The following is a 25,191-nucleotide window of genomic DNA, read 5'->3' as shown; positions in this document are numbered from 1 at the left end:
GTCTTACACGTGTGCTAAATTAACATTACTTATAGCAGAAACTGTGTTTTTATTATGTTAAAAAATTTAATGACGTTAACGGGTTTAATTAGCGCATCTCTTTTGTCTTTAAACCTAGCGGCAGCGCAATATCAATTACCTCTGAATCAAACTGATTCTGGTAAAATTTCAGCCAACAGTAAAATGCTGACCTTGCGTGGTAATGCGGTTGAACTAGGACAACAAGCGCCCGATTTCAAAGCGGCAAACAATAAATTTGCACCAGTCTCTTTAAGCGACTTTGAAGGAAAAGCAGTGCTTATTAGCACAGTACCAAGCCTAGACACCGGTGTGTGTAGCTTACAAACAAAACACTTCAATGATAAGTTTGCAGCGAATTACAGTGATGTGGTGATGCTTACTATCAGTATGGATTTACCATTTGCACAAAGCCGCTTTTGTAAGGCCGAAAACATTACCCAAATGCATACTTTATCAGACGCGGTATGGCGTGAGTTTGCCCAAAACTATGGCTTGCTAATCCAAGATATGGGGTTATTAGCGCGCGGTGTGATCATCTTAGATAAAGACCACAAGATTGTTTACAAGCAGTTAGTGACTAATTTAGCAAAAGAACCTGATTATGTATCAGTAGAGTCAGCTCTTAAGAAGTTATAATTAACGTTCAGATATAAAAAAACCGCCGAGATGGCGGTTTTTTATTTATTGGGTATTAGCCCAGTAAATCTGCAAGTTGTGCACTTACTGCTTCAACTGCTTGTGTACCATCTAATTTGTGGTACTGCGTGTTACCTGCGTCTGCTTCAGCACGGTAGTAATCAACTAACGGCTTAGTTTGTTCGTGGTAAATTGCTAAACGCTTACGTACTGTTTCTTCTACGTCGTCATCACGAATAATTAAGTCTTCGCCTGTTACGTCGTCTTTACCCTCTGTTTTAGGTGGGTTGTAAACAACGTGATAAACACGACCAGAACCTGGGTGTACACGACGGCCGCCCATACGTTCAACAATGATTTCATCTGCAACATCAAACTCAATACAGTGATCAACTGTAATGCCGTTTTCTTTCATTGCATCTGCTTGAGGAATTGTGCGTGGGAAACCATCTAATAGGAAACCGTTTTCACAGTCAGCTTTAGCAACACGCTCTTTTACTAGGCCAATGATAATTTCATCAGAAACAAGCTGGCCTGCATCCATTACTTTTTTAGCTTCAAGACCAAGTGGTGTACCCTCTTTAATCGCAGCGCGTAACATATCGCCTGTCGAAATTTGTGGGATACCGTACTTATCCATTAAAAATTGTGCTTGCGTACCTTTACCTGCACCTGGCGCTCCTAAAAGAATAATGCGCATGACTTTTCCTCAAGATGTTTTTTTAATTGGGGGAATTCTTTCACAGTGGCAGTTGATTCTCAATAGTGATTAGCCAAAAGTTTAACCTTTGTTTAACCAAGTAACTGCAAAGCCATTATTTCGCGTATTTTTGCTTAAGGGCTGGCGAGCTTTGTTTAGGGTCTGTTGACCTTTCAAGTTCGTTTTTGCAGCAGTTTGATTGGGTTTTATACAAGGCAGAGGCTGCGTGGCATAGTTATTCTATGTGAGTCAGCAGATAACACAGTAGAAAAGCCAATCAAGCGCTGCCGAACGGTTCTTTTGAGCGCACTTTTCTCATTGTTGCTCGATATTCGCTTAGATTGCTAGGCCACACATCGAGCGCCGCGATAAAAGCACGCTCAAAAAGAACAAAAATAGAACAGCAAAGGTCAACAGGCCCTAATAATCAAGCTAAAGATATAAAGAAGCTTAAGTCAAAGCGAAATAAATAGCGCCGTGTTATGCCAAAGTCTCAGGCCAAACACTTGCTTTTACAACATGCTGCTTTAAGCTGGTTTAAATAACAATCAATTATAAGGAACACCTATGCAATCTGTCGTTATTGTATTGCTCGGCATTATCGGCATGCTGTTTGGCTGGTTTGTCTATTCTAAGTTTATTGCAAGTCGCATTTTCCAAATGGATGACAAGTACATTACCCCTGCTCATCAAATTAATGATGGCGTTGACTTTGTACCAACCAAAAAAGTGGTACTTTGGGGTCACCACTTTACCTCTGTTGCTGGCGCTGCACCGATTGTTGGTCCTGCCATTGCGGTTTATTGGGGCTGGGTACCCGCTGTTATTTGGGTAGTACTCGGGACTATTTTCTTTGCTGGTGTTCACGATATGGGCGCACTTTGGGCGAGCAGTCGCCACAAAGGTAAATCAATTGGCGCACTATCAGAAGAAGTTATCGGTAAACGCACCCGCGCTTTATTTATGATAGTGGTATTTTTAGTGCTGTTAATGGTTAATGCGGTATTTGGCGTGGTGATTGCCAACTCATTTGTTAGCCAACCAACAGCAGTATTACCAGCGTGGGCTGCGATTGTGTTTGCCTTAATTATTGGTCAGTTAATTCGCCGCAACTTTAACTTAGTGTTTTTGTGTTTGTTAGGAGTAGTGGCGCTTTACTTAACCGTGTATGCAGGTAGCGAAATGCCATTGGCACTGCCAAAAGAAATGTTCGGGTTAAGTGACAAAGCTAACTGGATAATCATTCTATTTATTTATGCTGCGGTTGCGTCATTATTACCTGTGTGGGTGCTGCTACAACCTCGTGACTTTATTAATGGTGTTCAATTATTGGTGGGGTTAGTGTTACTTTACGGCGCCGTATTTATGTTTATGCCTGACATTACCGCACCTGCTTTTAATAGCGAAGTTGCAGAGTCTACGCCCAGTATTATCCCACTATTATTCGTTACGATTGCCTGTGGTGCGGTATCGGGTTTCCACGGTATTGTGTCAAGCGGCACCAGTTCTAAACAATTAGATAAAGATACCGATGCACGGTTCGTTGGTTATTTAGGTGCGGTTGGTGAAGGTTCGCTTGCCCTTATTACCATAGTTGCTGTCAGTGGTGTAACACTCGCAATGAGCCCGCAGGAGTGGCACGAAGTATATAGTCATCTCGGTGCTGGCAGTGTCGGCGCATTTATTCAAGGTGGCTCAAACCTAATCTTCCAAGGTTGGGGTATTCCATCTGAACTTGCGTCTACCTTACTTGCTGTAATGGTTGTATTGTTTGCTGGAACAACAATGGATTCAGGTGTTCGCTTACAGCGCTATATTATTCAAGAATGGGGCGAGATATATCAGATCAGCGCATTTAGAAATGGCATTATTGCTACACTTATTGCCGTTGCGTGTTGTTTACTTTTAGCGTTTGGTGCAGGCGGTTCGTCTGGTTCGGGCGGCATGATCATTTGGCCATTATTCGGCTCAACTAACCAAATCCTTGCCAGTTTAACACTGTTAGTTATTTCTGTGATGTTAATAAAGATGGGGCGACCTGCTCGTTACACGTTAGTGCCCATGCTATTTGTGCTAGTGATGGCATTTTTCGCCGGCATACTTAAACTGCAAGAATACTACAGTGCGGGTAATTGGTTATTAGTTACCTTAGATATTATTGTGTTAGTCGTGTGTGTTTTAGTAATGCTCGAAGCGTGGACAGTAATCAAAGCGCAAAAGCAGCAGTTAGCGCCAACGACCGAAGAAAATGACTAACTTAAAGATTAAACACTTACAATAAAAAAGGGCGCTAAGCGCCCTTTTCTTTTAACCAGATTGGTTACTTGCTTAAATCTAACATTAGTTTGTTTAAGCGAGATACAAAGCCTGCAGGGTCTTTCAAGCTGCCACGCTCTGCAAGTAATGCTTGGTCAAGCAGTACATCAGCCCATTGTGCAAAGTTGTCTTCATCTTGCACATCATTTAAGTGCTTAACAAGTTGATGCTCTGGGTTTAACTCAAACACTGGCTTAGTTTCAGGTGCTTGTTGACCAATTTGCTCCATTAGCTTTTGCATTTGCGAGCTCATGTCGTGTTCATCGGCAACCACACAGGCTGGCGAGTCTGTTAAACGGTGAGTAAAGCGTACTTCTTTCACTTTATCACCCAGCGCTGTTTTAACACGCTCAATTAAGCCTTCTACTTCTTTTTCAGACGCTTCTTGCTCTTTTTTGCTCTCTTCATCATCCAAATCACCAAGATCTAAATCACCACGAGTAATTGATGCAAGCTGTTTACCGTCAAATTCCGTCAGGTGGCTCATCATCCATTCATCAACACGATCTGAAAGTAATAACACTTCAATGCCTTTCTTACGGAAGATCTCAAGGTGTGGAGAACTTTTCGCTGCTTGGAAGCTATCAGCCACAACATAATAAATCTTATCTTGACCTTCTTTCATGCGTGCAATGTATTGTTCAAGCGATACATTTTGTGTTTCAAGGTCTGAATCTGTAGAAGCAAAGCGTAGTAACTTAGCAATGGCTTCTTTGTTCGCCATATCTTCAGCTGGACCTTCTTTAATCACTTGGCCAAACTCATTCCAGAATGTTTGGTATTCTTCTGGCTTGTTTTTACCCATGCGATCAAGCATCTTAAGCACACGCGATGTACAGCCTTTACGAATTGCTTGCGTTACTTTGTTATCTTGTAAAATTTCACGCGACACATTAAGTGGAAGGTCATTTGAATCTAGTAAGCCTTTAACAAAGCGTAAGTAGTTAGGCATAAACTGCTCAGCATCATCCATAATGAATACGCGTTGCACATACAGTTTTAAACCGTGTTGACGTTCGCGATTCCACATATCAAATGGCGCTTTTTTAGGAATATAAAGTAGGCTTGTGTACTCTGTTTTACCTTCTACTTTATTGTGAGCCCATGTTAGTGGCTCTTCCCAATCGTGACCAACGTGCTTATAGAATTCTTTGTATTCTTCATCAGAAATTTCTGATTTATCACGTGTCCAAAGCGCTGTTGCTTTGTTAATTGCTTGCCACTCACCTGGGGTTGCTGGAATTTTCTCGCCATCAGGACCTTCTGACTCTTCCGTTGGCGCTTGATACATTTCCACTGGAATTGATACGTGATCTGAGTATTTAGTTACGATTGAACGTAAACGGAACTCTTCTAAAAATTCTTTTTCATCGTCACGTAAGTGCAGAATAATTTCAGTACCACGCTCGGCTTTTTCGATATCCGCTAGTGTGTATTCGCCTTCACCTTGTGAATGCCATTCAGTTGCTTGCGCTTCACCCGCTTTACGCGTGCGCACTGTCACACTGTCAGCAACAATAAACGCTGAATAGAAACCCACACCAAATTGACCAATCAGCTGTGAATCACGCGCTTGGTCACCGGTTAAATTTTGGAAAAATTCAGCGGTACCTGATTTAGCAATAGTACCCAGTGAACTAATCACTTCTTCGCGACTCATACCAATACCGTTATCTGAGATAGTTACGGTGTTTGCATCTTTATCAGCGCTAATACGAACGCGTAACTCGCCATTACCTTCGTAAAGGTCGTTATTCTCTAGTGCGAGAAAACGCAGTTTATCTGCTGCGTCGGATGCGTTTGAAACAAGTTCACGTAGAAAAATCTCTTTATTTGAATAAAGAGAGTGGATCATAAGCTGTAGAAGTTGCTTTACTTCGGTTTGAAAACCAAATGTTTCTTTTTGGGCAGACATTGAAAACTCCGTCAAAATCTTAGGTTTTTGCTATATTGCAATTTGATATAAGGTTGAGTTTCGAGATTTCAAGAGCAAACGTTCAAATCCGAAATAGTTGCCGAAATTAAGCGCAATCAGATTGACGCTTGTTTTAAATATTCCCCGTAAACGATACAATCACCGACTAAGCTGTATTGAGTTAATAACAACAATGACAATCGCAATTCGTACTCTGATTTTTATACTAATTATTTGTTGCACAGCCTTCGTTTATTCAGCGATCCATAATCGCAATGTGCAATTAAATCACTTTGATTTTCTCTCAAGTCATCAAATTTTATCGCTGGAAGAAAAACCTGCGCTCAACGATTGGTATTTTTTTGCTTATCCATTTAACAATTACCGCTATGGGCTATCAAACAAGGAAAAAGTTGATGGTAAATCAAGCGTATTTCTAATTAATAAACTGCCTAGTAAAGAGGGTACTGCAACCATAAGACAAACGATCGATGCAAAGCCGTATGAAAATCAAAGAATTGAGTTATCAGGTTACGTGAAAGCCAGTAATTTAGATGGTGAAGCCTTACTGCGACTTTATTTAATTGATAATGAAGACAGCATTACTCGTCGCGCTGAAGCGAAATTTATTGGCACTAACAGCGACCTTGAATGGCAACGTTTTTCAGTAGTTGCAGATATTACGACCGACATATCGGCATTATTATACTCTGGTGTACTTCAAGGCTCGGGGCAAGTGTGGTTCGATAAATTTGAAATTAGCGAAGCACCAAATGATGCAAAAGATACGAGTACCCCTTTTGGTTATGTTAGGCCAAAAGATGATGCCCCAAGCAAAGAACGCACAAAATATTTAAATATTGTTGGATACAACACAACGCCATTTGGTGAATTTACCCTAGGGCCTCAATCTATTGATCTATCAACCTGGAAGATCAGTGACGAACTCAATGGCGAATACCAAGCACGAAATGATGGCGACACCCTATTGCTCGAAAGTGTAATTGATAACCCTTACTTTGGTGTGCTGTTAAAACGATTTAACTTCGATACGCCTCGTGCCAAAAAAGAAAACGTCACCGGAATAACGTTTCGCGCACAAATCAAACACCAATTTGTAAAGTCAATGGCAAGTATTTGGATGCGCATCGAGGACAAAGACAATAATTCCCTAGCATTTGATAACTTACGTTATACAAGTAGCGGTGGAACAAGAGACTGGCGCGACGTTGAGGTAACACTACCCATTACAGATGAAGCCACCATAGTGTCGTTTGGTACCTTACTTATTAGTAAAGGTAAGCTTTGGCTACGTAATCCACACATTGAATATACCTACGAGCCTATCGCACACAATACACAGTTATTAGCAAAGCCAAGTAATCTCAGCTTTGAATAATTGGCTCATTTAGTAACTTAGTGTATGTTATAGCAAAATTGGAAAACTCAAACTCCTTATGAAATTAACATCAGGCGTAAGCCAACTTGTTGAAGCCTTGCGCTGCTTGCCTGGCATCGGCCCAAAATCAGCGCAACGTATTGCATTTCACCTATTAGAACATGATCGCGATGGCGGTCGTCAATTAGGTCAAAGTTTAACGTTTGCAATGGAAAACGTCGGCCATTGTAAAACTTGCCGAACGTTTTGCGAAACTGAACAATGTGATATTTGCTTAAGTACAAAACGCCAAGATTCCGGTCTGTTATGTGTCGTTGAATCACCAACGGATATTCTAGCGATTGAGCAAACGGGGCAATTTCAAGGCCGTTATTTTGTATTAATGGGTCACTTATCGCCACTTGACGGTATCGGACCAATGGAACTTGGTCTGGATGTATTTGAGCAACAATTAAAGTCGGGCACCATTGAAGAAGTTATCTTAGCGACAAACCCAACGGTAGAAGGTGAGACAACGGCGCATTATATTGCCGATATGTGTGCTAAAAATAACATTAGTGCATCACGTATTGCCCATGGCGTGCCGGTTGGTGGTGAACTTGATTTAGTAGACGGTATGACACTCTCCCATGCGTTTTCAGGCAGAAAGAAAGTCAATTAATCTTAACAAAATAAACACAAAAAAGCCCGCAATGCGGGCTTTTTTGTTTTAACTTTGGCGTAAAATTTTAGTTTAGTAACTTAGATTCAATACGTTGCGCTGCAACATAACAAATCAGTTTAACAATGGCACCGTAGTAAAACGTCAAAATTGATACCGCAAATGCAGGGCCAATTACACTGCTAAACTCTTGTGCACTAATATTTGATGCCATTGCTACCCAACCAATCAAGGTCGTAATGCCGCCACACCACAACGCAGAATTTCCTAATACCGAAAAAACACGCTTTGATTGCACAAGTTCTCGCTCACTAAAGCTTCTTTCATCACTTACCACGCAACCGAATGCAAAGGTAAACTCTTGCCAAGACGTAGCAGCAATAGCAAAAAAGATAGCTGGAGGAAACACCAACATTGCAGATGGCACATCAATAAACGCGGTTACATCCGAACCCATAACCATGCCAAATACCATCATCGACATAAACACAATTAGACTTAAAATAAACATGATTAACCCTCTTTGAGTTGTTGGCATAAAACGGTAGGCTAGATTAAACGTCTGCTGCCAATACCAATATTGAATCGCAATCGGCGCGAGGCCTTGTTGTTGTTTTAAATAATACGTTTCTTCTAAATCGCCAATTACCGCATCGCGTATTGACGCAGGTAAGCACCAGCTCAGCAGTTTATTAGCTAGCACCATTTCGTGTTTGTTTTTAAGCGGAGATGAACTATGCATAACGTGCTAACTTACTTAACTGCACACCTTGCCATAAGGTATCAAGTGCATTTTTAGCACGATTAAGCGCCTGCTTTCCTTGACCGGTTACAGCATAAAACTTCTTTGCTCTACCACCTCGTTCAGCAATTGCTTCCCCTTGCGAACTTGTTAACAAACCTTTTTTTTCAAGGCGTTCCAAAGTGGTATACAAGGCCCCTACGCTCACATCGCGATCAATTGCTTCAACTAGCATGTCGCGAATAGACACCCCGTATGCATTGTCATTGAGTTTTAAAATGGCAAGCATCACCATTTGTTCAAACTCACCTAAAAACTTCTCTTTCATTGCTATTTAGATATATTATTTTTATCACAATGTAGAATAAATAATTCAACCCGTCCAATTAATTCTACAATGTAGTATTAATATACGAATAAAGCGTGAGATAAGATAACCCGCATTAAAAGTAGTTTGTGCACCAAATTAACCTGAGTTGAGGTTTAATAGAATTTACAGATTCAATGATTTAGAGAAAAGTGGACGCAAGTAATAAAGCCAAACCTGGTTATAACAGCTTGGCTTCGCTTAATGTATATTTTGTTATTTTTGACTTAGTATATTTTGCAACTCAACAATTTGCGTTGGCGTTAAGTCGGCCGTGTTCAAAAGGTGTTTTAACGCATGAAAAGGTCCATCCGACTCATCGCCTTCGAATTTAAACTTAAATACTTGAGCCTGCTTTTCACCGTCACTCAAAACAAATACATTGCTACCGCTTTGTGACGACCAAGCTTCATCGGCGTGTATTTCGATATGCTTTTCAATATCGCCCTCACCACTTTTAAATGCAAATACCTTCAATCCTTCATCATGTTCAACCTCAAGGTTACGTAATAACTCTCGCACCTTTTCTTGTTTTTCAGATGGTAAACCCGCAACTGCATCTTCAATTTGCTGCTCACTCGGCTTGCCATCGAACTGTATCTTAATAGGCGTTGTTGCCCCATCACTTATCAGTTCAATATCGGTTTTGTATTCAATAACTTTTACTTTTTTCTCTGTATCACCCGCCATCGCTGTAGTACATGCAAGTGCTAATGCCGCTAATGGTAAAAAACGTGTTTTTTTAAGTAACATGGTTAATTCCTTGTTTAATTGGTTTTGTTGTTAACTCTGTTTGTTGCTAAGGAATTATCATGCCAAAAGCATAATCGCCTGATTTAAAATGATTTTTGCTATTTTTTGATAATTTTAACGAAATTGAGTTTACCTATATGCGGGTCGCATATCCTGATATCAGGATTTACAGCACAAAAGCGGTGAGTAGTTTTTAAATGCTTAATTACATTTGAGTAGTAACTATATAACTTTCAATGTGTTGTATAGTTATTCTTAATTTAGGCATTAGCTGATAATCTGGTACAAAGTTTGAATTAAGATATGACCACGTGTTATTTACATTCGATAAAAAAGGAAGCCCTCTTTGAGTATCAGAAAACTGTTAATTATTACTTTAGTTGTGTTGTTTGCCAGCGTCGCATTAATTCAAACGGCACTCACTATGTATTTTAAGCAGCAAATCGAAAGTGAAATCTTAAGTAAAAGTGAAGTATTAACAGAAAAAATATTAGCCTCGACCAAAGATAAGGTTCGTAAAAAGCTAATTGAAATTGCCCCTAAAAGTGGGGATAACAGCGATATGAAATTTGAATTTCATATCGCTGCAGAATCCGATAGCGATGCTCATGCAGCATCTAACGCGCACGAAAACAGTACCACGGTTGTAAAACGCCATGTGGTAATTGATAAAGATAACGAACGCAGTATTGAAATTATTAGTCAGAATGCAGAGCAGATTGAAGCGGTGTTTATGGCGGTAGACGACTTAGACAATATGCAAGTACATCGTCAAATTAGTACCGAATACCTTACCGACAGTGCGAGCTTTGAACGCTTTACGCAATCAATTCTTTGGAGTATCGCTATTTCCTCTGCTCTTGCATTGCTACTGGCGCTTTGGCTTACCAACAAAATCACGCGGCCAATTAATCAGCTAGTGCAAGCGATGGATGAGTTAGATAACGATAAACTCGGTATTCAAATTCCTGCAAAAGGTGTAACCGAACTTAAGCGTTGTGCACAGCAGTTTAATTCAATGAGCAGCAAACTAGCCGAATTCGCCAAAGTACAGCACCAATTAGAACAGAAAAAACACCTAGCGCAGCTTGGTGAATTAAGTCGCGGTATTGCCCATGCACTTCGTAACCCAGTTCACACCCTAAACTTAACCATAGACCAATATTTTAAAGCACCCGAAACAGAGCGCACTAAGCTAGAACAAATTGCGCATACTAAAATCGAGCATATTGATAAAAATATTAATGCACTTCTAACCCTCTCCAAAGATAAAGTCGACAGAAGCACTGAGGTACCGCTTGCTGCCGTACTAACGGATATAAAGCTCGAACTATTATCAGAAAATATACCCATTAACATCAATTGCGATAACAGTATTAAACTCGTTGGCCTCGAAACGGAAGTTCGCAGTATTTTACATACGCTTATCGTCAACGGTATTGAATCAGGCGGCGAAAACAACGCTATTGATATTGATGTGAATACACATGAAAACACGGTACACGTTGAAATTAATGATAAAGGTAAAGGTGTAAATTCAGCTATTCAAGCGCAATTATTCCAACCTCATGTAAGCGACAAGCCAGATGGTGCCGGCATCGGCCTTTACCTCGCTAAACAGATTATCAATTTGTATTACGCGGGCGATATTCAACTTGTTAACACCAGTCAAAATGGTAGTCACTTTCGCGCAATGTTTAAAAGAGAAGTTTAATGGATAACGTACATATTCTATTGGTTGAGGACGATACTGCTCAAAATGAGTTAATCGCTGCAATGCTAAGTGCTGAGGGGTTTACCGTCACAGCGACATTTAGCGTGGAAGAAGCGATTGTGGCACTTAAAGCAGATAATCGCATTAGCTTAATTTTTAGTGATTGGAAACTGGGCCAATTAAGCGGGCTTGAATTATTAGAGTTTACGCGAAAAAACAACTTTCCTGTGGGTATTGTTATTGCCACCGCCTATGGCTCAATTGATCATGCAGCCCTTGCCATAGAAAAAGGCGCGGATGACTATTTAGCAAAGCCATTTCAGCGCCAAGAGCTATTACTGGCACTCGCCAAAGCAAATAAAGCCAATCAGTTACGTTTAACCAACCAAACACTTAATAGTCAACTGAGCCAGCAAGACAGCATGGTCGATTTGATTGGTAGCGCTTCATGTATGCAAAAGGTATTTCAGCGTATTGAAAAAGTGGCATCCACTAACGCAACCGTTTTAATTAGTGGTGAAAGCGGAACCGGAAAAGAGCTTGCAGCCCGTGCACTTCATAAAATTTCACCGCGCAAAAATAGCCCATTTATTGCGATTAACTGTGGCGCAATTCCTGAATCCATTGCCGAAGCTGAATTATTTGGCGCCAAAAAAGGGGCTTTTACCGGTGCTAATCAAGATAAACTCGGCAAATTTGCCGCGGCCGACGGTGGTACGTTATTTTTAGATGAAGTAGCGGAGCTTAGCCCGCAATTACAAACTAAACTACTGCGCTTTTTACAAGAAGGGGTGATCACCCCACTAGGCTGTCACCATGAAGTAGCGCTTGATGTGCGTGTGATTGCAGCAAGCCACAAACAATTGTTAGCGCAAGTTGAAGAAGGCTTGTTTCGTGAAGATTTGTATTATCGCTTAAACGTTGTGCCTATTCATATGCCAGCGCTACGTGAGCGAAGTGAAGACATCGGCAAGCTTATTCATTACTTTAAAGACAAATTTAGCCAACAATATGGTGGAAATATTGAACCATTAAGTGCGCACACACTAAAACAGCTATTAAGCTACCCGTGGCCTGGTAATGTTAGGCAGCTGTCAAATTGCATTGAGCGTTACGCCCTACTTGGCGATGAAGACGAACTATTAGAGAGCCTTACACGCGAAAACGGGCAACTCCAGCAAGGCGATCAATATATTTTGCCAAGTGAGGGAATAGATTGGCATCAGTTTGAACGCGATATTTTATTACAGTCGCTTAAACGCTGTGAAAATAATAAAACTGCAGCCGCAAAATTATTAGGGCTAAGTTACAAAGCCTTTTTATATCGACTCGAAAAACACCAAATTTGACCGCTTATCATTAAATTTCACATTGTGTATGTTTTTGCATTAAGCTAAAGCCACATTTACTCGAAGGTTAGGAGCGACAATGAGTGGCACAACGATGATTGTAATGATCGTATTTGTCTCAGTAGGTTTTGGCGTATTGGCAGATATGTACAACAAGCACATTAAATTTAAAGAGAAGACGTTAAAACACAATCAAGCAAGTGATGCACAAACAGAAGATTTAAAACAACAAATCACCAAGCTAACTGAACGTGTTCAAGTACTCGAAAAAATTGTAACGGACGATGGCTACCAAGTAGCAAAAGAAATCAATAAGTTATAAAAAAAGCGCTAAGTGTTTTACTTAGCGCTTTTTTTGTTTTGCATCGGCTACTTATTTTACGCTAAGCGATAAACTAGCGCCTTTAAATTTGCACCTTCTGGCTCTTCAAAACGCGGAGCTGCTGGTAGTCTTTCAACAAAGCTCAGTCGCCCTTCGGTGGCATCACTTATCATCTCGATAAACAGGTTTTCTGATACATCAGGGCTGTTAGCACATAACAATAACTGCGTATTGCTGTGGCATAAATCCGGCAAACGTCGTAAGATTTTTTGATAATCTTTGGTTAGTACGAAACTGCCTTTTTGAAAACTCGGCGGATCAACCACAATTAAATCAAACGGCGCGGCCTTTTTTAATTTACCAAATGACTTCAAAATATCGTGAGGTAAATAACTAATATTTTCCGCCACGTTATTTAGTCGATGATTATCAGCCCCCGTACGCAACACTGATTTATTCATATCCATATTAATAACTTGTTGAGCGCCACCTAATTTAGCGACAACCGAGAACGCACAGGTATATGAAAATAAGTTAAGTACTTTTGCATCGTGACTATTATTTTTAACAAACGCCCTGCCCTCACGCATATCAGGAAAAATACCCGTATTTTGCGTTTTGGTTAGTTGTACCCAATATTTGGCACCAAGCTCTGCAACTTCGAATCGGTCTTGCACCTCACCAAACGGCACAGACACTTGCGTATCACGTCCGGCACGATACTGAAACACAAGCCCTTTTGCGTTAAATCCGGCTGCTTGCTGTGCTTGCCAAACGGCTTCTGTTAGTGCGTTTTGCGTTGTTTCATCAATTGCGTTGTAGCACGCAAGAAATAAATACGGCGGGTACCAATCTAAATTGATGAAATTAGTTTCACCTTGGCTATCACCACGACCATGATAAACACGGCACACTTCATCGTTAAACGGTGCGCCTTTGGCAATAGCGCTTAGTAAATTGGTTAAATCGATATTAGGCATTTATTAATTCTTGATGTAATTGTTGAATTTGATCACGTACGCTTGCTGCCTTTTCAAATTCAAGGTCTCGGGCAAACGCCAACATTTCAGATTCAAGCTGTTTGATTTTCTTGTTAATTTCATCGGCTGATAAAATTTCAGCGGTCGCTTTACTAACCGTTCTCTTGCTTGCTTTCGGCGCATCATCAACTTGCTCACCCACGTCCATAATGTCGGTGATTTTCTTATTCAAGGCTTGTGGCGTAATGCCGTTATCTAAGTTGTATTGGTGCTGAATACTGCGTCTACGTTCGGTTTCGTCAATTGCGCGCTTCATTGAATCTGTTATGCGATCAGCATATAGAATTGCGCGGCCGTTAATATGACGGGCAGCACGGCCGATGGTCTGGATAAGCGATCGGGTTGAACGCAAGAAACCTTCCTTGTCAGCATCTAAAATCGCCACCAAAGACACTTCTGGCATATCTAACCCTTCACGAAGCAAGTTAATTCCGACCAGTACATCAAATACGCCAGCACGTAAATCACGAATGATTTCAACACGTTCAACGGTATCAATATCAGAGTGAAGGTAACGCACTTTTACATCGTGATCATTTAAATAATCAGACAAATCCTCAGCCATGCGCTTGGTTAATGTGGTAACTAATACTCGCTCGTTTAGTTCAACACGTTTATAAATTTCAGACAATAAATCATCCACTTGCGTTCCGACTGGGCGAATTTCAAGTTCAGGATCTAATAGGCCAGTTGGACGAATAACCTGCTCAGCCACTTCGTTATTGGAGCGTTCTAATTCATAATCTCCAGGCGTTGCCGAGACATAAATCGTTTGCGGCGAAATCGCTTCGAATTCTTCAAACTTTAACGGACGATTATCGAGTGCCGATGGTAAACGAAAGCCATATTCCACAAGGTTTTCTTTACGACTGCGATCGCCACGATACATTGCGCCTACTTGCGATACAGTTACATGTGATTCATCAATAATCATTAAGGCTTCATCTGGCAAGTAATCAAGCAATGTCGGTGGCGGCTCGCCAGGTGCTCTACCCGATAAATAACGCGAGTAGTTTTCAATGCCCGAGCAATATCCCAGCTCGCTCATCATTTCAATATCGTATTGGGTGCGCTGTGCAACGCGCTGCTCTTCAACTAAACGGTTATTATCAAGTAACTGTTTACGACGAATTTTCAACTCTTCTTTAATGTTATCAATGGCAGCAAGAATTTTCTCACGTGGCGTCACATAGTGGGTTTTCGGGTAAATTGTGGCGCGAATAATATGCCTTTCTACCGCGCCTGTAAGTGGATCAAAAATGCTTAAGCGGTCCACTTCATCGTCAAACATTTCAACGCGAATAGCCATGGTTTCAGATTCAGCAGGGAAAATATCAATTACTTCACCGCGCACACGATAGGTACCACGTTGAAAATCAATGTCATTGCGGGTGTATTGCAGTTCAGCAAGTCGACGCAGTAAGTCACGCTGATCTATGGTGTCACCTTGTTTTATCAGTAACATCATCTTTAAATAAGAGTCAGGGTCGCCCAAACCGTAAATAGCCGAAACTGATGCAACAATAATAACGTCTTGTCGTTCAAGCAACGCTTTGGTCGCAGATAAACGCATTTGTTCGATGTGGTCGTTTATTGAAGCATCTTTCTCAATAAAGGTATCGCTCGCAACTACATAGGCTTCTGGCTGGTAATAGTCGTAGTAAGAAACAAAGTACTCCACGGCATTCTCAGGAAAGAATTCTTTCATCTCACCGTATAGCTGAGCAGCTAGGGTTTTGTTATGCGCCAAAATAATGGTCGGGCGATTTAGCTCTGCAATAACATTCGCCATGGTAAAGGTTTTACCTGTACCGGTAGCACCCAGTAAGGTTTGGTGGGCCAATCCTGCTTCGAGTCCATCAACTAGTTGCGCGATGGCAGTGGGTTGATCGCCATTGGGTTTAAAGGGCGATACCAATTTGAAATCTGAAACATTTTCTTTACTCATATTTCCCTCTAAACAGTGTGTGGCACAATACTATTATGGCATTTGGTTAACTGCTTTTTAAACCATGTGTATGAAACACATGCAGTGAATAAGTTACCCACTAACGCACCAATAAATAGCCCTTGTAAGTCGCCGATTAAACTACCGGCATAGGCAAATGGCAAATAAAACACAAATAAACGTACAATACTAAGTACCAGCGCGTGCATTGGCTTGTGTAATGCGTTTAATGATGAATTAGTTAAAATTATAATACCCTGCAAACCGTAGCCTAACGGTAAAATGTAGATAAACAGTTTTATCACATCGATAACACTTTGCTCTTCAGCAAATATATGGCTTATCACACCACTTAACGCGATAAGCACTAGGTAAATAACGAACTGCCATATAAGTACAAACTTCAGGCTCGCCATATAAGCTGCCTCAACACGGTCGTAACGATTTGCACCGAAGTTTTGGCTAATAAAAGGTGGTAGTGTCATAGAAAGTGCTAACACCACAATACTGGCGATTGATTCGATACGACTTCCCACACCAAATGCCGCCACCGCATGCGCGCCATAGCTTGCGACAATCGCAGTCATAATTGCCATTGCTATCGGCGTTAGCATATTTGCACTGGCTGCTGGTACGCCAATTTTTAGCATTTTTACCGTTGCAGTCATTACACTTTGCTGGCACTTTTCCCAGGCCACAAGTTTGCGCTTAATAATCAGCAGATAAAGAATAAAGGCAACACCAAATGACCAGGCAATAACACTCGCAATCGCAGCACCTTTAATGCCCATGGCAGGCACGGGTCCAAAGCCAAAAATTAAAATAGGGTCCAAGATTGCGTTTATCACCCCCGCCCCGCCCATAATAATGCTGGGTGTTTTAGTATCGCCACTGGCACGCAAAACGGCGTTACCGATCATTGGGGTAATAAGTAGCGCGCTGCCGATAAACCAAACCGTCATATAATCACGAATATAAACCAGCAGTTCTGGTGTCGCGCCAAGTAATGTAAAAATCGGTGTGATCAGTAAATAGCCAATAAATGACGTCACCACAACTAACAATGCAGACACGATTAATGCGACTGCACCATCGAAACGCGCTTCAGCGTGATTATTTGCACCAAGTGCTTTAGCAATTATTGCCGATGTGGCGATACTGAGGCCTATTGCAAGGCTGATAACCGTAAATGTAACCGGAAAGGTAAAACTAATTGCAGCAAGTTGTTCTGTGCCCAACATACTGACAAAAAAAGTATCGACAATATTAAACAACATTAAGGTGATCATGCCGAAAATCATTGGCACGGTCATTTTAACAAGTGTTTTTTCAATCGGCGCTTCGAGAAGCGATGCGGCGCTATTTGCTGATTGCGATTTAGACTGTTGCATGAGGACCCTTATATAAGCACCGCAACATTCTAATGAAATGAGCGCGTTGATACCATCGCAAATTAACTTTTTACAAACCCGCCCAGCCAATGTAAACAAAAAGTAAACCAAAAGAATTTTACATTTACATTTGATTTATATAAACACACTGATATTCCGATAGATACTCAGTTAGTAACAGCTAACAACCACTGCTCCGACTAGTTTTTACACAACAACTTGCGCAATAAATATACCGAGATTACATTTCGAACAATTTTCAACCAAAAACCATCAAATAAATTAAAGCATTGAATTTATTGGTAAATATTTTTTATTTGAAAACTATTGCATTTCTCTTACAACCGATAAATAAAGGGCTTGGTTATGTTCTCAAAGATTCATAAACAGAGTTATCCACAGATTTAGTGGATAACTAAATGTAGCCCTTTATTAATCAGCGATTACAAAAATAAATATGTCATAGAGTGCGCTAATATCAGTATCAAAAAAATTGCCAAGAAAAATATTGATACTTTTTCACTAGTGATTAATTCATTAATCGTTAGGTAAATTAAAATACTTATTATTAGAACCAATTGCGCGTTTTATTTGCTCTTAGCTCTTAGCTCTTAGCTCTTAGCTCTTAGCTCTTAGCTCTTAGCTCTTAGCTCTTAGCTCTTAGCTCTTAGCTCTTAAATAAGTATAAGGTGATTTACAACCGAGTATGTCTTTTTATAAGTGTCTGATAAGAGAAACACATACGTTATAAGTTGCCAATCACACTTATCGTTAAACTAGGCATAGCGTATTGCTTTTTAGCATTACACGTTTTCACTAGTTTAATTGTTCTGGGCTTAATCCTAATTGTGATGAGTATTAGCGCCTTTTAGCTTTTTTATAAACTCGAGTTTGAGATGTATCACCACTGTTTTGCATTAATCTGTCAGTTCAGTGAAGCAAATAAGTCACAAAGTATTCATAAATGCCCGCTTTAGCATTTAAATCTAAAAGCACAATTAGAAGTATATGAACTTAAGTCTGCGCTCTATTGTGAATTCGACTCAGTAATAAATAGCATTTAAATATTTACTGACAATCGTTAATTACTTAAAAGTGTTAAAAGTAAAAACCAAGTTCAGTGTTTATATAATCTGTAAGCATAATTTTAAGGCAAAAAAATGAATGGCAAGGTGGCGAGTGTCTAATTTTTAACTTTAGATACTTCATTTTAATATGTAATTTCCATCATTTTTAAAACGCTAATGAACAAATAACACACGAAAGCAGTTAAAAAACTAGCAAGTTGCACAACAAATATGCATTCAAACCACTTTTTTAACTTTCTTAATTAATAGTTGTTGACACTTCCCCATGCTGTCATTAATATTTCGCCCCGTTGAGAACAACGCCATTCCCCCTTAGCTCAGTTGGTTAGAGCGACGGACTGTTAATCCGCAGGTCCCCCGTTCGAGTCGGGGAGGGGGAGCCAAGTTCTTAGCATTTAACGATTCCCCCTTAGCTCAGTTGGTTAGAGCGACGGACTGTTAATCCGCAGGTCCCCCGTTCGAGTCGGGGAGGGGGAGCCAATCGTTAATCTACTTTAAGTATGCTTGTTCCCCCTTAGCTCAGTTGGTTAGAGCGACGGACTGTTAATCCGCAGGTCCCCCGTTCGAGTCGGGGAGGGGGAGCCAAAGCACACTGCCCTATTGTTGTTCCCCCTTAGCTCAGTTGGTTAGAGCGACGGACTGTTAATCCGCAGGTCCCCCGTTCGAGTCGGGGAGGGGGAGCCAACACTTACCTTTCTATATAACATTTTATTACCTTTATTAGACTTTTCTTAGAATATAACTTACCATTTCATAAGTGATTTTTTGTATTAGTGACAGAGTCTTGGTCTTGCATAACTGACAAGTATGCTGATCTATCGTTGTCCCCTATTTCATTTAATACAATCTACCGATTAATACAGCGTGAGATAAGAAAAAACCATGGCAGGATTAACTCGCTTTATTACAATCCAAGTATTTTTTTGCTTGCTAGCAACAGCACTTACTGGATATATGCTTAATTCAGCGTTGCATCAATATGCAAACTCGCAACAATTAAAAGTGCAAAGAGCAATCGATCTTGAACTGGCTCAAATAACAACTGAGCAAGATATCGAAGCATTCGCAAAGAACATAAAATTACAGTACAACCTTGATAAATTAGTTATTAAAGACAAAGAAAATGAAACTATTTTCAGCAATCAAGGCAACTTAAACTACCTGCCCTTTTTAGTAAAACACTTACAAAGTTACAAACCGTTTATTCGCTCTCAACATGGCGCGGGAAGCGATTTAGGTCTAAAAATCGAGTTTACGCTACGCCTACAACAAACCGCTGAAATCGTACAAAATGCGTTTTTGATTTTATTTTTGATCATTTTAGTGCTCACCCTTGTGCCTTTTATCACCTTAAAGCTGACATTAATGCAAGCGTCAAATCGTATGGGCGATGCCATTTCAAATATGGTCGATAAGTACATTGAGAATGACAGTAAAGATGGCAAACTCGACTCATCGCTTGCTGATAACGCAGTGAGCAATATTTTTCCTAGCATTGTTCGCTTAAATGGCTTTTTAAAGCGCAAGCAAAAAGACATTGAATCCTCTGCCCTTGATATTAAACGTGAAGCATATAAAGACACAGTGACAGGGCTAGGCAACCGTAATTTATTTATTGAGCACTACGAACACCAAATTGAAAACGCCGATAAACCGTGTTTCGGTACCCTTGCCGTTATTCGCTGTACGGAATTGAACTTAATAAACCAAACGCGCGGTTATCAGCAAGGCGATGAATACATTAAAGATGTGTCAGATCTCATCACCCAAGCTATTGGCACTTACTCTGGCAGCACCAGTTATCGCTTAAATAGTTCAGACTTCGCAGTACTGTTAATCAACGTACCAATTAAAGAAGCAGAAAAACTTGGCGAAGTACTGCAAAGTAAATTCACTGAATTTCAACAACACGTTGAACTTACCAGTGTCGCAAATACCGGTATTGTGTCTTTTGAAACGGGCAAGCCACTTAGCCCACTATTGGCGCAAGTAGATACTGCTCTTAGCCTTGCGCAAAGTAAAACTACAAATGGCTACCATATTCAAAAAGAAAGCGACATTATTGATAACGTTTCAGCAAGTTTTGGTAATCAAAATTGGCGTCAAGTGATTGATGATGTATTAAACAACAATCGCATTCAGCTAATGATCCAAACCATTATGCCAACAAGTCGTAGTGCTAAGGCCTACTCTGAGATATTCGCGCGTTTTAAAACGTCTGACGAACACATTTTGCCGACCTCTTCGTTCTTAGCAATGAGTGAAAAGCTCAATCAACACGCACATGTGGACCGCCTTGTTATCGAAGAAGCAATTAATGCAATTAAAACGCGTAACTTAAACGACCAGTTTTTCGGTGTAAACGTATCGGCTAAAAGCGCTCACGACGAGCAGTTTTCGATTTGGCTTGAACGTCGCTTACTAAAAGATAATGCCATTGCTGCTAAATTAATTTTTGAAGTGAGTGAATTCGGTTTACAGCAAAATGTAAAAGCATCAAAACGCTTTATTGATATGATCCACCGTGTAGGTGCGCGTATTACCGTTGAACGTTTTGGTGTTGGCTTAACCTCATTTAAGTTTTTCCGCGATTTAAAACCTGATTTTATCAAAATGGATGCAACCTACACGCGCGGTTTAGAAGAAGATAAAAACAACCAGTACTTTATGCGTTTAATGGTTGATTTGGCCCACCGCATTGGCGTTACTGTACTTGCCGAAGGGGTCGAAAGCCAAGAAGAAAAACACATTATTGAACAACTGTGTTTAGATGGTGCACAAGGCTATTACATCGAAAAGCCGAAAGAGATTTAATTTACACCATTTAAAAAGGGGCTTTATCGCCCCTTTTTAACGCCACAATTACCTTTTGTTTAAATTTCACACTAAACTCCCCCACACTACTTTAACAATTGAAACTGAATGAGATTTGTTTAGCGGAATCAGTTGAGCTTTAATCCGAAAATTTGGATAATAAGCGTCAAATGTAGCGCATATAAGATTTCAATGACCGAATACCTACTGTTACTCATTGCCACAGTATTAGTAAACAACTTTGTTTTGGTACAATTTTTAGGACTGTGCCCGTTTATGGGTGTGTCTGGCAAGCTGGATACCGCAATTGGTATGTCTCTTGCGACCACTTTTGTACTCACTTTGGCATCAGTCACCAGTTACCTCGTAAATCAATATATTCTTATACCGCTCGAGCTCACTTTTCTGCGCACTATGAGCTTTATTTTAGTAATCGCAGTTGTTGTGCAATTTACCGAAATGGTGGTACGTAAAACCAGCCCGACACTGTATCGCTTACTGGGTATATTCTTACCGTTAATCACCACCAACTGTGCAGTACTTGGCGTAGCATTATTAAACACCCGTGAGCAACACTCATTTTTACAATCGGCAATTTACGGCTTTGGCGCCGCAGTCGGTTTTTCATTGGTACTTGTTTTATTTGCCGCAATGCGTGAACGCTTAGCAGCAGCAGACGTACCAGCCCCATTTAAAGGCGCGTCTATCGCCATGATCACAGCCGGTTTAATGTCGTTGGCATTTCTTGGCTTCACCGGACTGGTAAAACTGTAAATGACTTTATTCTACGCCCTACTCGCCTTAGGCGGTTTAGCGCTGTTATTTGGCGCAATTCTTGGCTTTGCAGCAATTCGCTATAAAATTGAAGGCAACCCTATCGTCGAACAAATCGATGAAATATTACCGCAAACGCAATGCGGTCAGTGTGGCTACCCTGGCTGTCGCCCTTATGCGGAAGCCATTGCTAATGGTGATGACGTTAACAAGTGCCCACCAGGGGGCGAAGCTACGGTACAAAAGCTCGCGGATTTAATGGGAGTTGAAGCCAAACCGCTTGCTGGCGGCGAAGAAAAAGAACCGATTAAAACGGTTGCCTACATTCGAGAAGATGAATGTATTGGCTGTACTAAATGCATTCAAGCATGTCCTGTTGATGCCATTGTCGGCGCAACACGCCAAATGCACACGGTATTAATTGACGAATGTACAGGGTGCGATCTGTGCGTTGAACCTTGTCCGGTAGACTGCATCGACATGCTGCCAGTTAAAACCACAAGTAAAAACTGGAAATGGGACTTACAAGCCATTCCAGTAACAAATATCGATTAGAGGTTGTTGGTGGAATCTATTTTAGAACAAATTGAACGTGGTAAGCTTTGGTCGATTCCGGGCGGTGTGCACCCTGCGCCGAATAAAGCGAGTTCAACACAACAACCAATTAAGCGCTTACCGTTACCTGAAAGTTTAACTATTCCGCTTAAGCAGCACATTGGCGATAACGGGCGTTTACTCGTTAAAACGGGTGATCGTGTATTAAAAGGTCAAGCCTTAACCGAACCCGCAGGCCACTGGAGCGTGCCTGTACACGCACCAACCTCTGGTACGATCAGCGAAATCGCGATGAAGCCAACCACACACCCAAGTGCATTGCCTGAGCCGAGTGTAGTCTTACTGCCAGATGGTCAAGACACATGGTGTGAACTATCTCCATGGCCTGACTTTTATGCCAAATCTGACCAAGAGATTGTAACCCGTATTCACAATGCCGGTATCAGTGGTATGGGCGGTGCGGGTTTTCCTGCGTATGTTAAAGCCCAACCTAGAAATGAAATTGAATTTCTAATCATTAACGGTGTTGAATGCGAGCCATATATCAGCGCCGATGACATGCTGATGCGTGAGCATGCTAGCGAGTTAATTAAAGGCATTGAGGTATTACGCAAACTTTATCAGCCAACCAAAATTTTAATTGGTATTGAAGACGATAAGCCTGAAGCGATCGCTGCACTGAAAAAAGCCTGTGAAAATGACCACTATACTCAAGTATGCCCGGTGCCAACTAAATACCCATCGGGCGGTGAAAAGCAACTTATTCAACTGTTAACGTCAAAACACGTACCACAAGGTGGGATCCCATCTGATATTGGTATGGTGGTGCATAATGTCGGTACTATTTTCGCTATTTATCAGGCCATATATGAAGGCAAACCGCTCATTGAGCGTGTTGTAACGGTAACGGGTGAAACAATTTCAACACCGGGTAATGTCTGGAGTTTACTCGGTACACCAATCAAGTTCTTGCTCGAGCAAAGCGGTTTTCAGCCACAGCAGTGGCAACGTGTAATTATGGGCGGCCCAATGATGGGCTTTACCTTACCGAGCGTACGCCTTCCAATAATAAAAACCAGTAACTGCGTGCTCGCGCCAAGTGAACATGAAATGCCGATGCCCGGTGAAGAAAAAGCCTGTATTCGCTGCAGTGCGTGCGCCGACGCCTGCCCTGCTACACTACTACCACAGCAGCTACAATGGTTTGCCAAAAGTAAAGAATACGACAAGTTAGAAGAACATAACTTATTTGACTGTATTGAATGCGGTGCGTGTGCCTATGTATGTCCAAGTGAAATTCCACTGGTGCAATATTACCGTGTTGCCAAGGCAGAAATTCGCCAAGAGCGCGAAGATAAAATTAAAGCAGAACGTGCCAAAGAGCGTTTTGAAGCACGTAATGAGCGTTTGAAGCGCGAACAAGAAGAACGCCAAAACCGACACAAACGCGCAGCAAAACGAACGAACGATGACGCTAAGTCGAAAGTTGAAGAAGCCTCGAAACGAGTTTCATCAAATGATAAAAGTGCAGCTGTTCAAGCAGCTTTAGCGCGCGCTAAAGCAAAACGTTCAGATAATGGTGAGCCAGATAATTCTGAAATGGCAAAGCTGCGTGAAGAACGAAAAGCACAAGCTCGCGCATATAAAGAAGAAAAACCAGCAGCGACAAGTAATGACAGTAAAAAAGATGCCGTTGCAGCTGCAATAGCACGTGCAAAAGCGAAAAAAGCTGAGCAAACAAACGAGCAAGATGTAAAAGATAATACGAGCGACCCGCGTAAAGCAGCCGTCGCCGCAGCAATAGCTCGCGCCAAAGCAAAAAAAGAAGCGAAAGGTTCCGATGACGCTGCCAATAATAGCGCTACTATTGATACGGACACATCAAGCGATAACGATCCACGTAAAGCCGCTGTTGCCGCTGCTATTGCTCGTGCAAAGGCTAAAAAGGCTGCACAGCAGGCTGAAGAACCATCAACTGAAGCGCTAAATGAAACCAAGGCTCAAGACGCAAGCGAAAGCACCGCTGATGATCCGCGTAAAGCAGCTGTTGCCACTGCTATCGCTCGTGCAAAAGCCAAAAAGGCAGCAAAGCAGGCTGAAGAATCATCAGTTGAAGCGCTTGACGAAACCAAAGCTCAAGACGCAGACGAAAGCACCGATGATGATCCACGTAAAGCCGCAGTCGCTGCTGCTATTGCTCGTGCAAAAGCCAAGAAGGCGGCAAAGCAGGCTGAAGAATCATCAGCAAAAGCGCTAGATGAAACGGAAACCCAAGACGCAGACGAAAGCGCCAGTGATGATCCACGTAAAGCTGCTGTTGCCGCTGCTATTGCTCGTGCAAAAGCCAAAAAGGCTGCAAAGCTGGCAGAAGAATCTTCAGCTGAAGCGCTAGATGAAACCAAAGCTCAAGACGCAAGCGAAAGCACCAGTGATGATCCGCGTAAAGCTGCAGTCGCTGCCGCTATTGCTCGTGCAAAAGCCAAAAAAGCAGCCAAGCAAGCGGCTGAGCAAAACGACTTGCCACAATCTAACGATAACGATGTAGAGCAACAAGATAACCTAGCTGCAGTTGAGACAACTGAAAAACCAAAACTCGATGCTGAAGCGAAGAAAAAGGCAGCGATAGCCGCTGCAATCGCAAAGGCTAAAGCCAAAAAAGCGCAACAAGATAAAGGGTCGGAATAAC

Annotated in this window: 19 protein-coding genes and 4 tRNA genes; 15 read left to right on the top strand and 8 right to left on the bottom strand. The window is 41.4% G+C overall.

Annotated elements, in window-relative coordinates; genetic code table 11:
* Positions 1 to 54: 54 nt before the first annotated feature.
* On the top strand, positions 55 to 657 hold the full coding sequence (gene tpx, locus AC2IOM_RS09950; RefSeq protein ID WP_486358256.1) for a thiol peroxidase: 603 nt from the start codon (positions 55 to 57) through the stop codon (positions 655 to 657).
* A gap of 55 nt (positions 658 to 712) precedes the next feature.
* Here tpx and adk read toward each other — a convergent pair whose 3' ends face one another.
* Positions 713 to 1,357, bottom strand: a complete 645-nt coding sequence (adk, locus tag AC2IOM_RS09945) for an adenylate kinase (protein ID WP_010559844.1) — start codon at positions 1,355 to 1,357, stop codon at positions 713 to 715.
* 567 nt (positions 1,358 to 1,924) lie between these two features.
* Between adk and AC2IOM_RS09940 the strand changes: the two genes are divergently transcribed.
* Positions 1,925 to 3,613 (top strand): carbon starvation CstA family protein, encoded by a 1,689-nt coding sequence (locus AC2IOM_RS09940; protein WP_394227866.1) that lies wholly within the window; start codon positions 1,925 to 1,927, stop codon positions 3,611 to 3,613.
* A gap of 64 nt (positions 3,614 to 3,677) precedes the next feature.
* On the opposite strand, the gene htpG is transcribed toward AC2IOM_RS09940, so the two are convergent.
* Positions 3,678 to 5,588 carry a molecular chaperone HtpG gene (gene htpG / locus AC2IOM_RS09935; RefSeq protein WP_010559842.1) on the bottom strand — a complete coding sequence of 637 codons (1,911 nt, stop codon included), beginning with the start codon at positions 5,586 to 5,588 and terminating at the stop codon, positions 3,678 to 3,680.
* Between the two features lie 193 nt (positions 5,589 to 5,781).
* Here htpG and AC2IOM_RS09930 point away from each other — a divergent pair, with 193 nt between their 5' ends.
* Positions 5,782 to 6,987: a hypothetical protein gene (locus tag AC2IOM_RS09930; RefSeq protein ID WP_486358255.1), complete on the top strand. Its 1,206-nt coding sequence runs from the start codon at positions 5,782 to 5,784 to the stop codon at positions 6,985 to 6,987.
* A 58-nt stretch (positions 6,988 to 7,045) separates the two neighbouring features.
* Positions 7,046 to 7,648: a recombination mediator RecR gene (gene recR, locus AC2IOM_RS09925; protein WP_138628901.1), complete on the top strand. Its 603-nt coding sequence runs from the start codon at positions 7,046 to 7,048 to the stop codon at positions 7,646 to 7,648.
* Between the two features lie 67 nt (positions 7,649 to 7,715).
* Here recR and AC2IOM_RS09920 read toward each other — a convergent pair whose 3' ends face one another.
* From AC2IOM_RS09920 to AC2IOM_RS09910, 3 genes are all read right to left on the bottom strand, one after another.
* Positions 7,716 to 8,390 carry a hypothetical protein gene (locus AC2IOM_RS09920; protein ID WP_486358254.1) on the bottom strand — a complete coding sequence of 225 codons (675 nt, stop codon included), beginning with the start codon at positions 8,388 to 8,390 and terminating at the stop codon, positions 7,716 to 7,718.
* On the bottom strand, positions 8,383 to 8,718 hold the full coding sequence (locus tag AC2IOM_RS09915) for a PadR family transcriptional regulator (RefSeq protein WP_232732165.1): 336 nt from the start codon (positions 8,716 to 8,718) through the stop codon (positions 8,383 to 8,385). Before AC2IOM_RS09915 ends, AC2IOM_RS09920 begins: the two co-directional genes overlap by 8 nt.
* Before the next feature lie 255 nt (positions 8,719 to 8,973).
* Complete coding sequence (locus tag AC2IOM_RS09910) at positions 8,974 to 9,510, bottom strand: hypothetical protein (protein ID WP_486358253.1); 537 nt, start codon at positions 9,508 to 9,510, stop codon at positions 8,974 to 8,976.
* A gap of 346 nt (positions 9,511 to 9,856) precedes the next feature.
* Between AC2IOM_RS09910 and AC2IOM_RS09905 the strand changes: the two genes are divergently transcribed.
* The 3 genes from AC2IOM_RS09905 (at position 9,857) to AC2IOM_RS09895 (ending at position 12,895) form a co-directional block, all read left to right on the top strand.
* On the top strand, positions 9,857 to 11,224 hold the full coding sequence (locus AC2IOM_RS09905) for an ATP-binding protein (protein WP_486358252.1): 1,368 nt from the start codon (positions 9,857 to 9,859) through the stop codon (positions 11,222 to 11,224).
* A complete protein-coding gene (locus tag AC2IOM_RS09900; RefSeq protein ID WP_486358251.1) occupies positions 11,224 to 12,573 on the top strand; it encodes a sigma-54-dependent transcriptional regulator in 1,350 nt (449 codons plus the stop codon). Before AC2IOM_RS09905 ends, AC2IOM_RS09900 begins: the two co-directional genes overlap by 1 nt.
* Before the next feature lie 79 nt (positions 12,574 to 12,652).
* The gene (locus AC2IOM_RS09895; RefSeq protein WP_054980438.1) at positions 12,653 to 12,895 is read left to right on the top strand and encodes a hypothetical protein; all 243 of its coding nucleotides are present in this window, start codon (positions 12,653 to 12,655) and stop codon (positions 12,893 to 12,895) included.
* A gap of 56 nt (positions 12,896 to 12,951) precedes the next feature.
* On the opposite strand, the gene AC2IOM_RS09890 is transcribed toward AC2IOM_RS09895, so the two are convergent.
* Genes AC2IOM_RS09890 through AC2IOM_RS09880 form a run of 3 tightly spaced genes read right to left on the bottom strand, consistent with a single transcriptional unit; the run spans position 12,952 to position 17,274 of the window.
* Positions 12,952 to 13,875 (bottom strand): class I SAM-dependent methyltransferase, encoded by a 924-nt coding sequence (locus tag AC2IOM_RS09890; RefSeq protein WP_100913637.1) that lies wholly within the window; start codon positions 13,873 to 13,875, stop codon positions 12,952 to 12,954.
* A complete protein-coding gene (uvrB, locus tag AC2IOM_RS09885) occupies positions 13,868 to 15,883 on the bottom strand; it encodes an excinuclease ABC subunit UvrB (RefSeq protein WP_010559832.1) in 2,016 nt (671 codons plus the stop codon). The genes AC2IOM_RS09890 and uvrB overlap by 8 nt, the downstream gene beginning before the upstream one ends.
* A gap of 8 nt (positions 15,884 to 15,891) precedes the next feature.
* The gene (locus AC2IOM_RS09880; protein ID WP_486358250.1) at positions 15,892 to 17,274 is read right to left on the bottom strand and encodes an MATE family efflux transporter; all 1,383 of its coding nucleotides are present in this window, start codon (positions 17,272 to 17,274) and stop codon (positions 15,892 to 15,894) included.
* A gap of 1,394 nt (positions 17,275 to 18,668) precedes the next feature.
* Here AC2IOM_RS09880 and AC2IOM_RS09875 point away from each other — a divergent pair.
* From AC2IOM_RS09875 to rsxC, 8 genes are all read left to right on the top strand, one after another.
* Positions 18,669 to 18,745: transfer RNA gene (locus AC2IOM_RS09875), tRNA-Asn, on the top strand.
* 20 nt (positions 18,746 to 18,765) lie between these two features.
* Positions 18,766 to 18,842, top strand: a tRNA-Asn gene (locus AC2IOM_RS09870).
* Positions 18,843 to 18,870: 28 nt separating this feature from the next.
* Positions 18,871 to 18,947, top strand: a tRNA-Asn gene (locus tag AC2IOM_RS09865).
* Positions 18,948 to 18,969: 22 nt separating this feature from the next.
* Positions 18,970 to 19,046: transfer RNA gene (locus AC2IOM_RS09860), tRNA-Asn, on the top strand.
* A gap of 198 nt (positions 19,047 to 19,244) precedes the next feature.
* Complete coding sequence (locus AC2IOM_RS09855) at positions 19,245 to 21,176, top strand: EAL domain-containing protein (RefSeq protein WP_486358249.1); 1,932 nt, start codon at positions 19,245 to 19,247, stop codon at positions 21,174 to 21,176.
* A 192-nt stretch (positions 21,177 to 21,368) separates the two neighbouring features.
* Positions 21,369 to 21,950: an electron transport complex subunit RsxA gene (gene rsxA / locus AC2IOM_RS09850; protein WP_010559829.1), complete on the top strand. Its 582-nt coding sequence runs from the start codon at positions 21,369 to 21,371 to the stop codon at positions 21,948 to 21,950.
* Positions 21,951 to 22,505 (top strand): electron transport complex subunit RsxB, encoded by a 555-nt coding sequence (gene rsxB, locus AC2IOM_RS09845; protein WP_486358248.1) that lies wholly within the window; start codon positions 21,951 to 21,953, stop codon positions 22,503 to 22,505. It abuts the gene before it with no gap.
* 9 nt (positions 22,506 to 22,514) lie between these two features.
* Complete coding sequence (rsxC, locus tag AC2IOM_RS09840) at positions 22,515 to 25,190, top strand: electron transport complex subunit RsxC (RefSeq protein ID WP_486358247.1); 2,676 nt, start codon at positions 22,515 to 22,517, stop codon at positions 25,188 to 25,190.
* Position 25,191: the final 1 nt, after the last annotated feature.

The organism is Pseudoalteromonas sp. NS-SX12, from assembly GCF_057367955.1.
Note: the sequence above shows the minus strand (reverse complement) of the source record. Positions and strands in the feature narration are given on the sequence as shown.

Coding starts and splice junctions, on each gene's coding strand:
- tpx (WP_486358256.1), top strand. CDS start 55: ATGTTAAAAAATTTAATGACGTTAACGGGTTTAATTAGCGCATCTCTT.
- adk (WP_010559844.1), bottom strand. CDS start 1,357: ATGCGCATTATTCTTTTAGGAGCGCCAGGTGCAGGTAAAGGTACGCAA.
- AC2IOM_RS09940 (WP_394227866.1), top strand. CDS start 1,925: ATGCAATCTGTCGTTATTGTATTGCTCGGCATTATCGGCATGCTGTTT.
- htpG (WP_010559842.1), bottom strand. CDS start 5,588: ATGTCTGCCCAAAAAGAAACATTTGGTTTTCAAACCGAAGTAAAGCAA.
- AC2IOM_RS09930 (WP_486358255.1), top strand. CDS start 5,782: ATGACAATCGCAATTCGTACTCTGATTTTTATACTAATTATTTGTTGC.
- recR (WP_138628901.1), top strand. CDS start 7,046: ATGAAATTAACATCAGGCGTAAGCCAACTTGTTGAAGCCTTGCGCTGC.
- AC2IOM_RS09920 (WP_486358254.1), bottom strand. CDS start 8,390: ATGCATAGTTCATCTCCGCTTAAAAACAAACACGAAATGGTGCTAGCT.
- AC2IOM_RS09915 (WP_232732165.1), bottom strand. CDS start 8,718: ATGAAAGAGAAGTTTTTAGGTGAGTTTGAACAAATGGTGATGCTTGCC.
- AC2IOM_RS09910 (WP_486358253.1), bottom strand. CDS start 9,510: ATGTTACTTAAAAAAACACGTTTTTTACCATTAGCGGCATTAGCACTT.
- AC2IOM_RS09900 (WP_486358251.1), top strand. CDS start 11,224: ATGGATAACGTACATATTCTATTGGTTGAGGACGATACTGCTCAAAAT.
- AC2IOM_RS09895 (WP_054980438.1), top strand. CDS start 12,653: ATGAGTGGCACAACGATGATTGTAATGATCGTATTTGTCTCAGTAGGT.
- AC2IOM_RS09890 (WP_100913637.1), bottom strand. CDS start 13,875: ATGCCTAATATCGATTTAACCAATTTACTAAGCGCTATTGCCAAAGGC.
- uvrB (WP_010559832.1), bottom strand. CDS start 15,883: ATGAGTAAAGAAAATGTTTCAGATTTCAAATTGGTATCGCCCTTTAAA.
- AC2IOM_RS09880 (WP_486358250.1), bottom strand. CDS start 17,274: ATGCAACAGTCTAAATCGCAATCAGCAAATAGCGCCGCATCGCTTCTC.
- AC2IOM_RS09855 (WP_486358249.1), top strand. CDS start 19,245: ATGGCAGGATTAACTCGCTTTATTACAATCCAAGTATTTTTTTGCTTG.
- rsxA (WP_010559829.1), top strand. CDS start 21,369: ATGACCGAATACCTACTGTTACTCATTGCCACAGTATTAGTAAACAAC.
- rsxB (WP_486358248.1), top strand. CDS start 21,951: ATGACTTTATTCTACGCCCTACTCGCCTTAGGCGGTTTAGCGCTGTTA.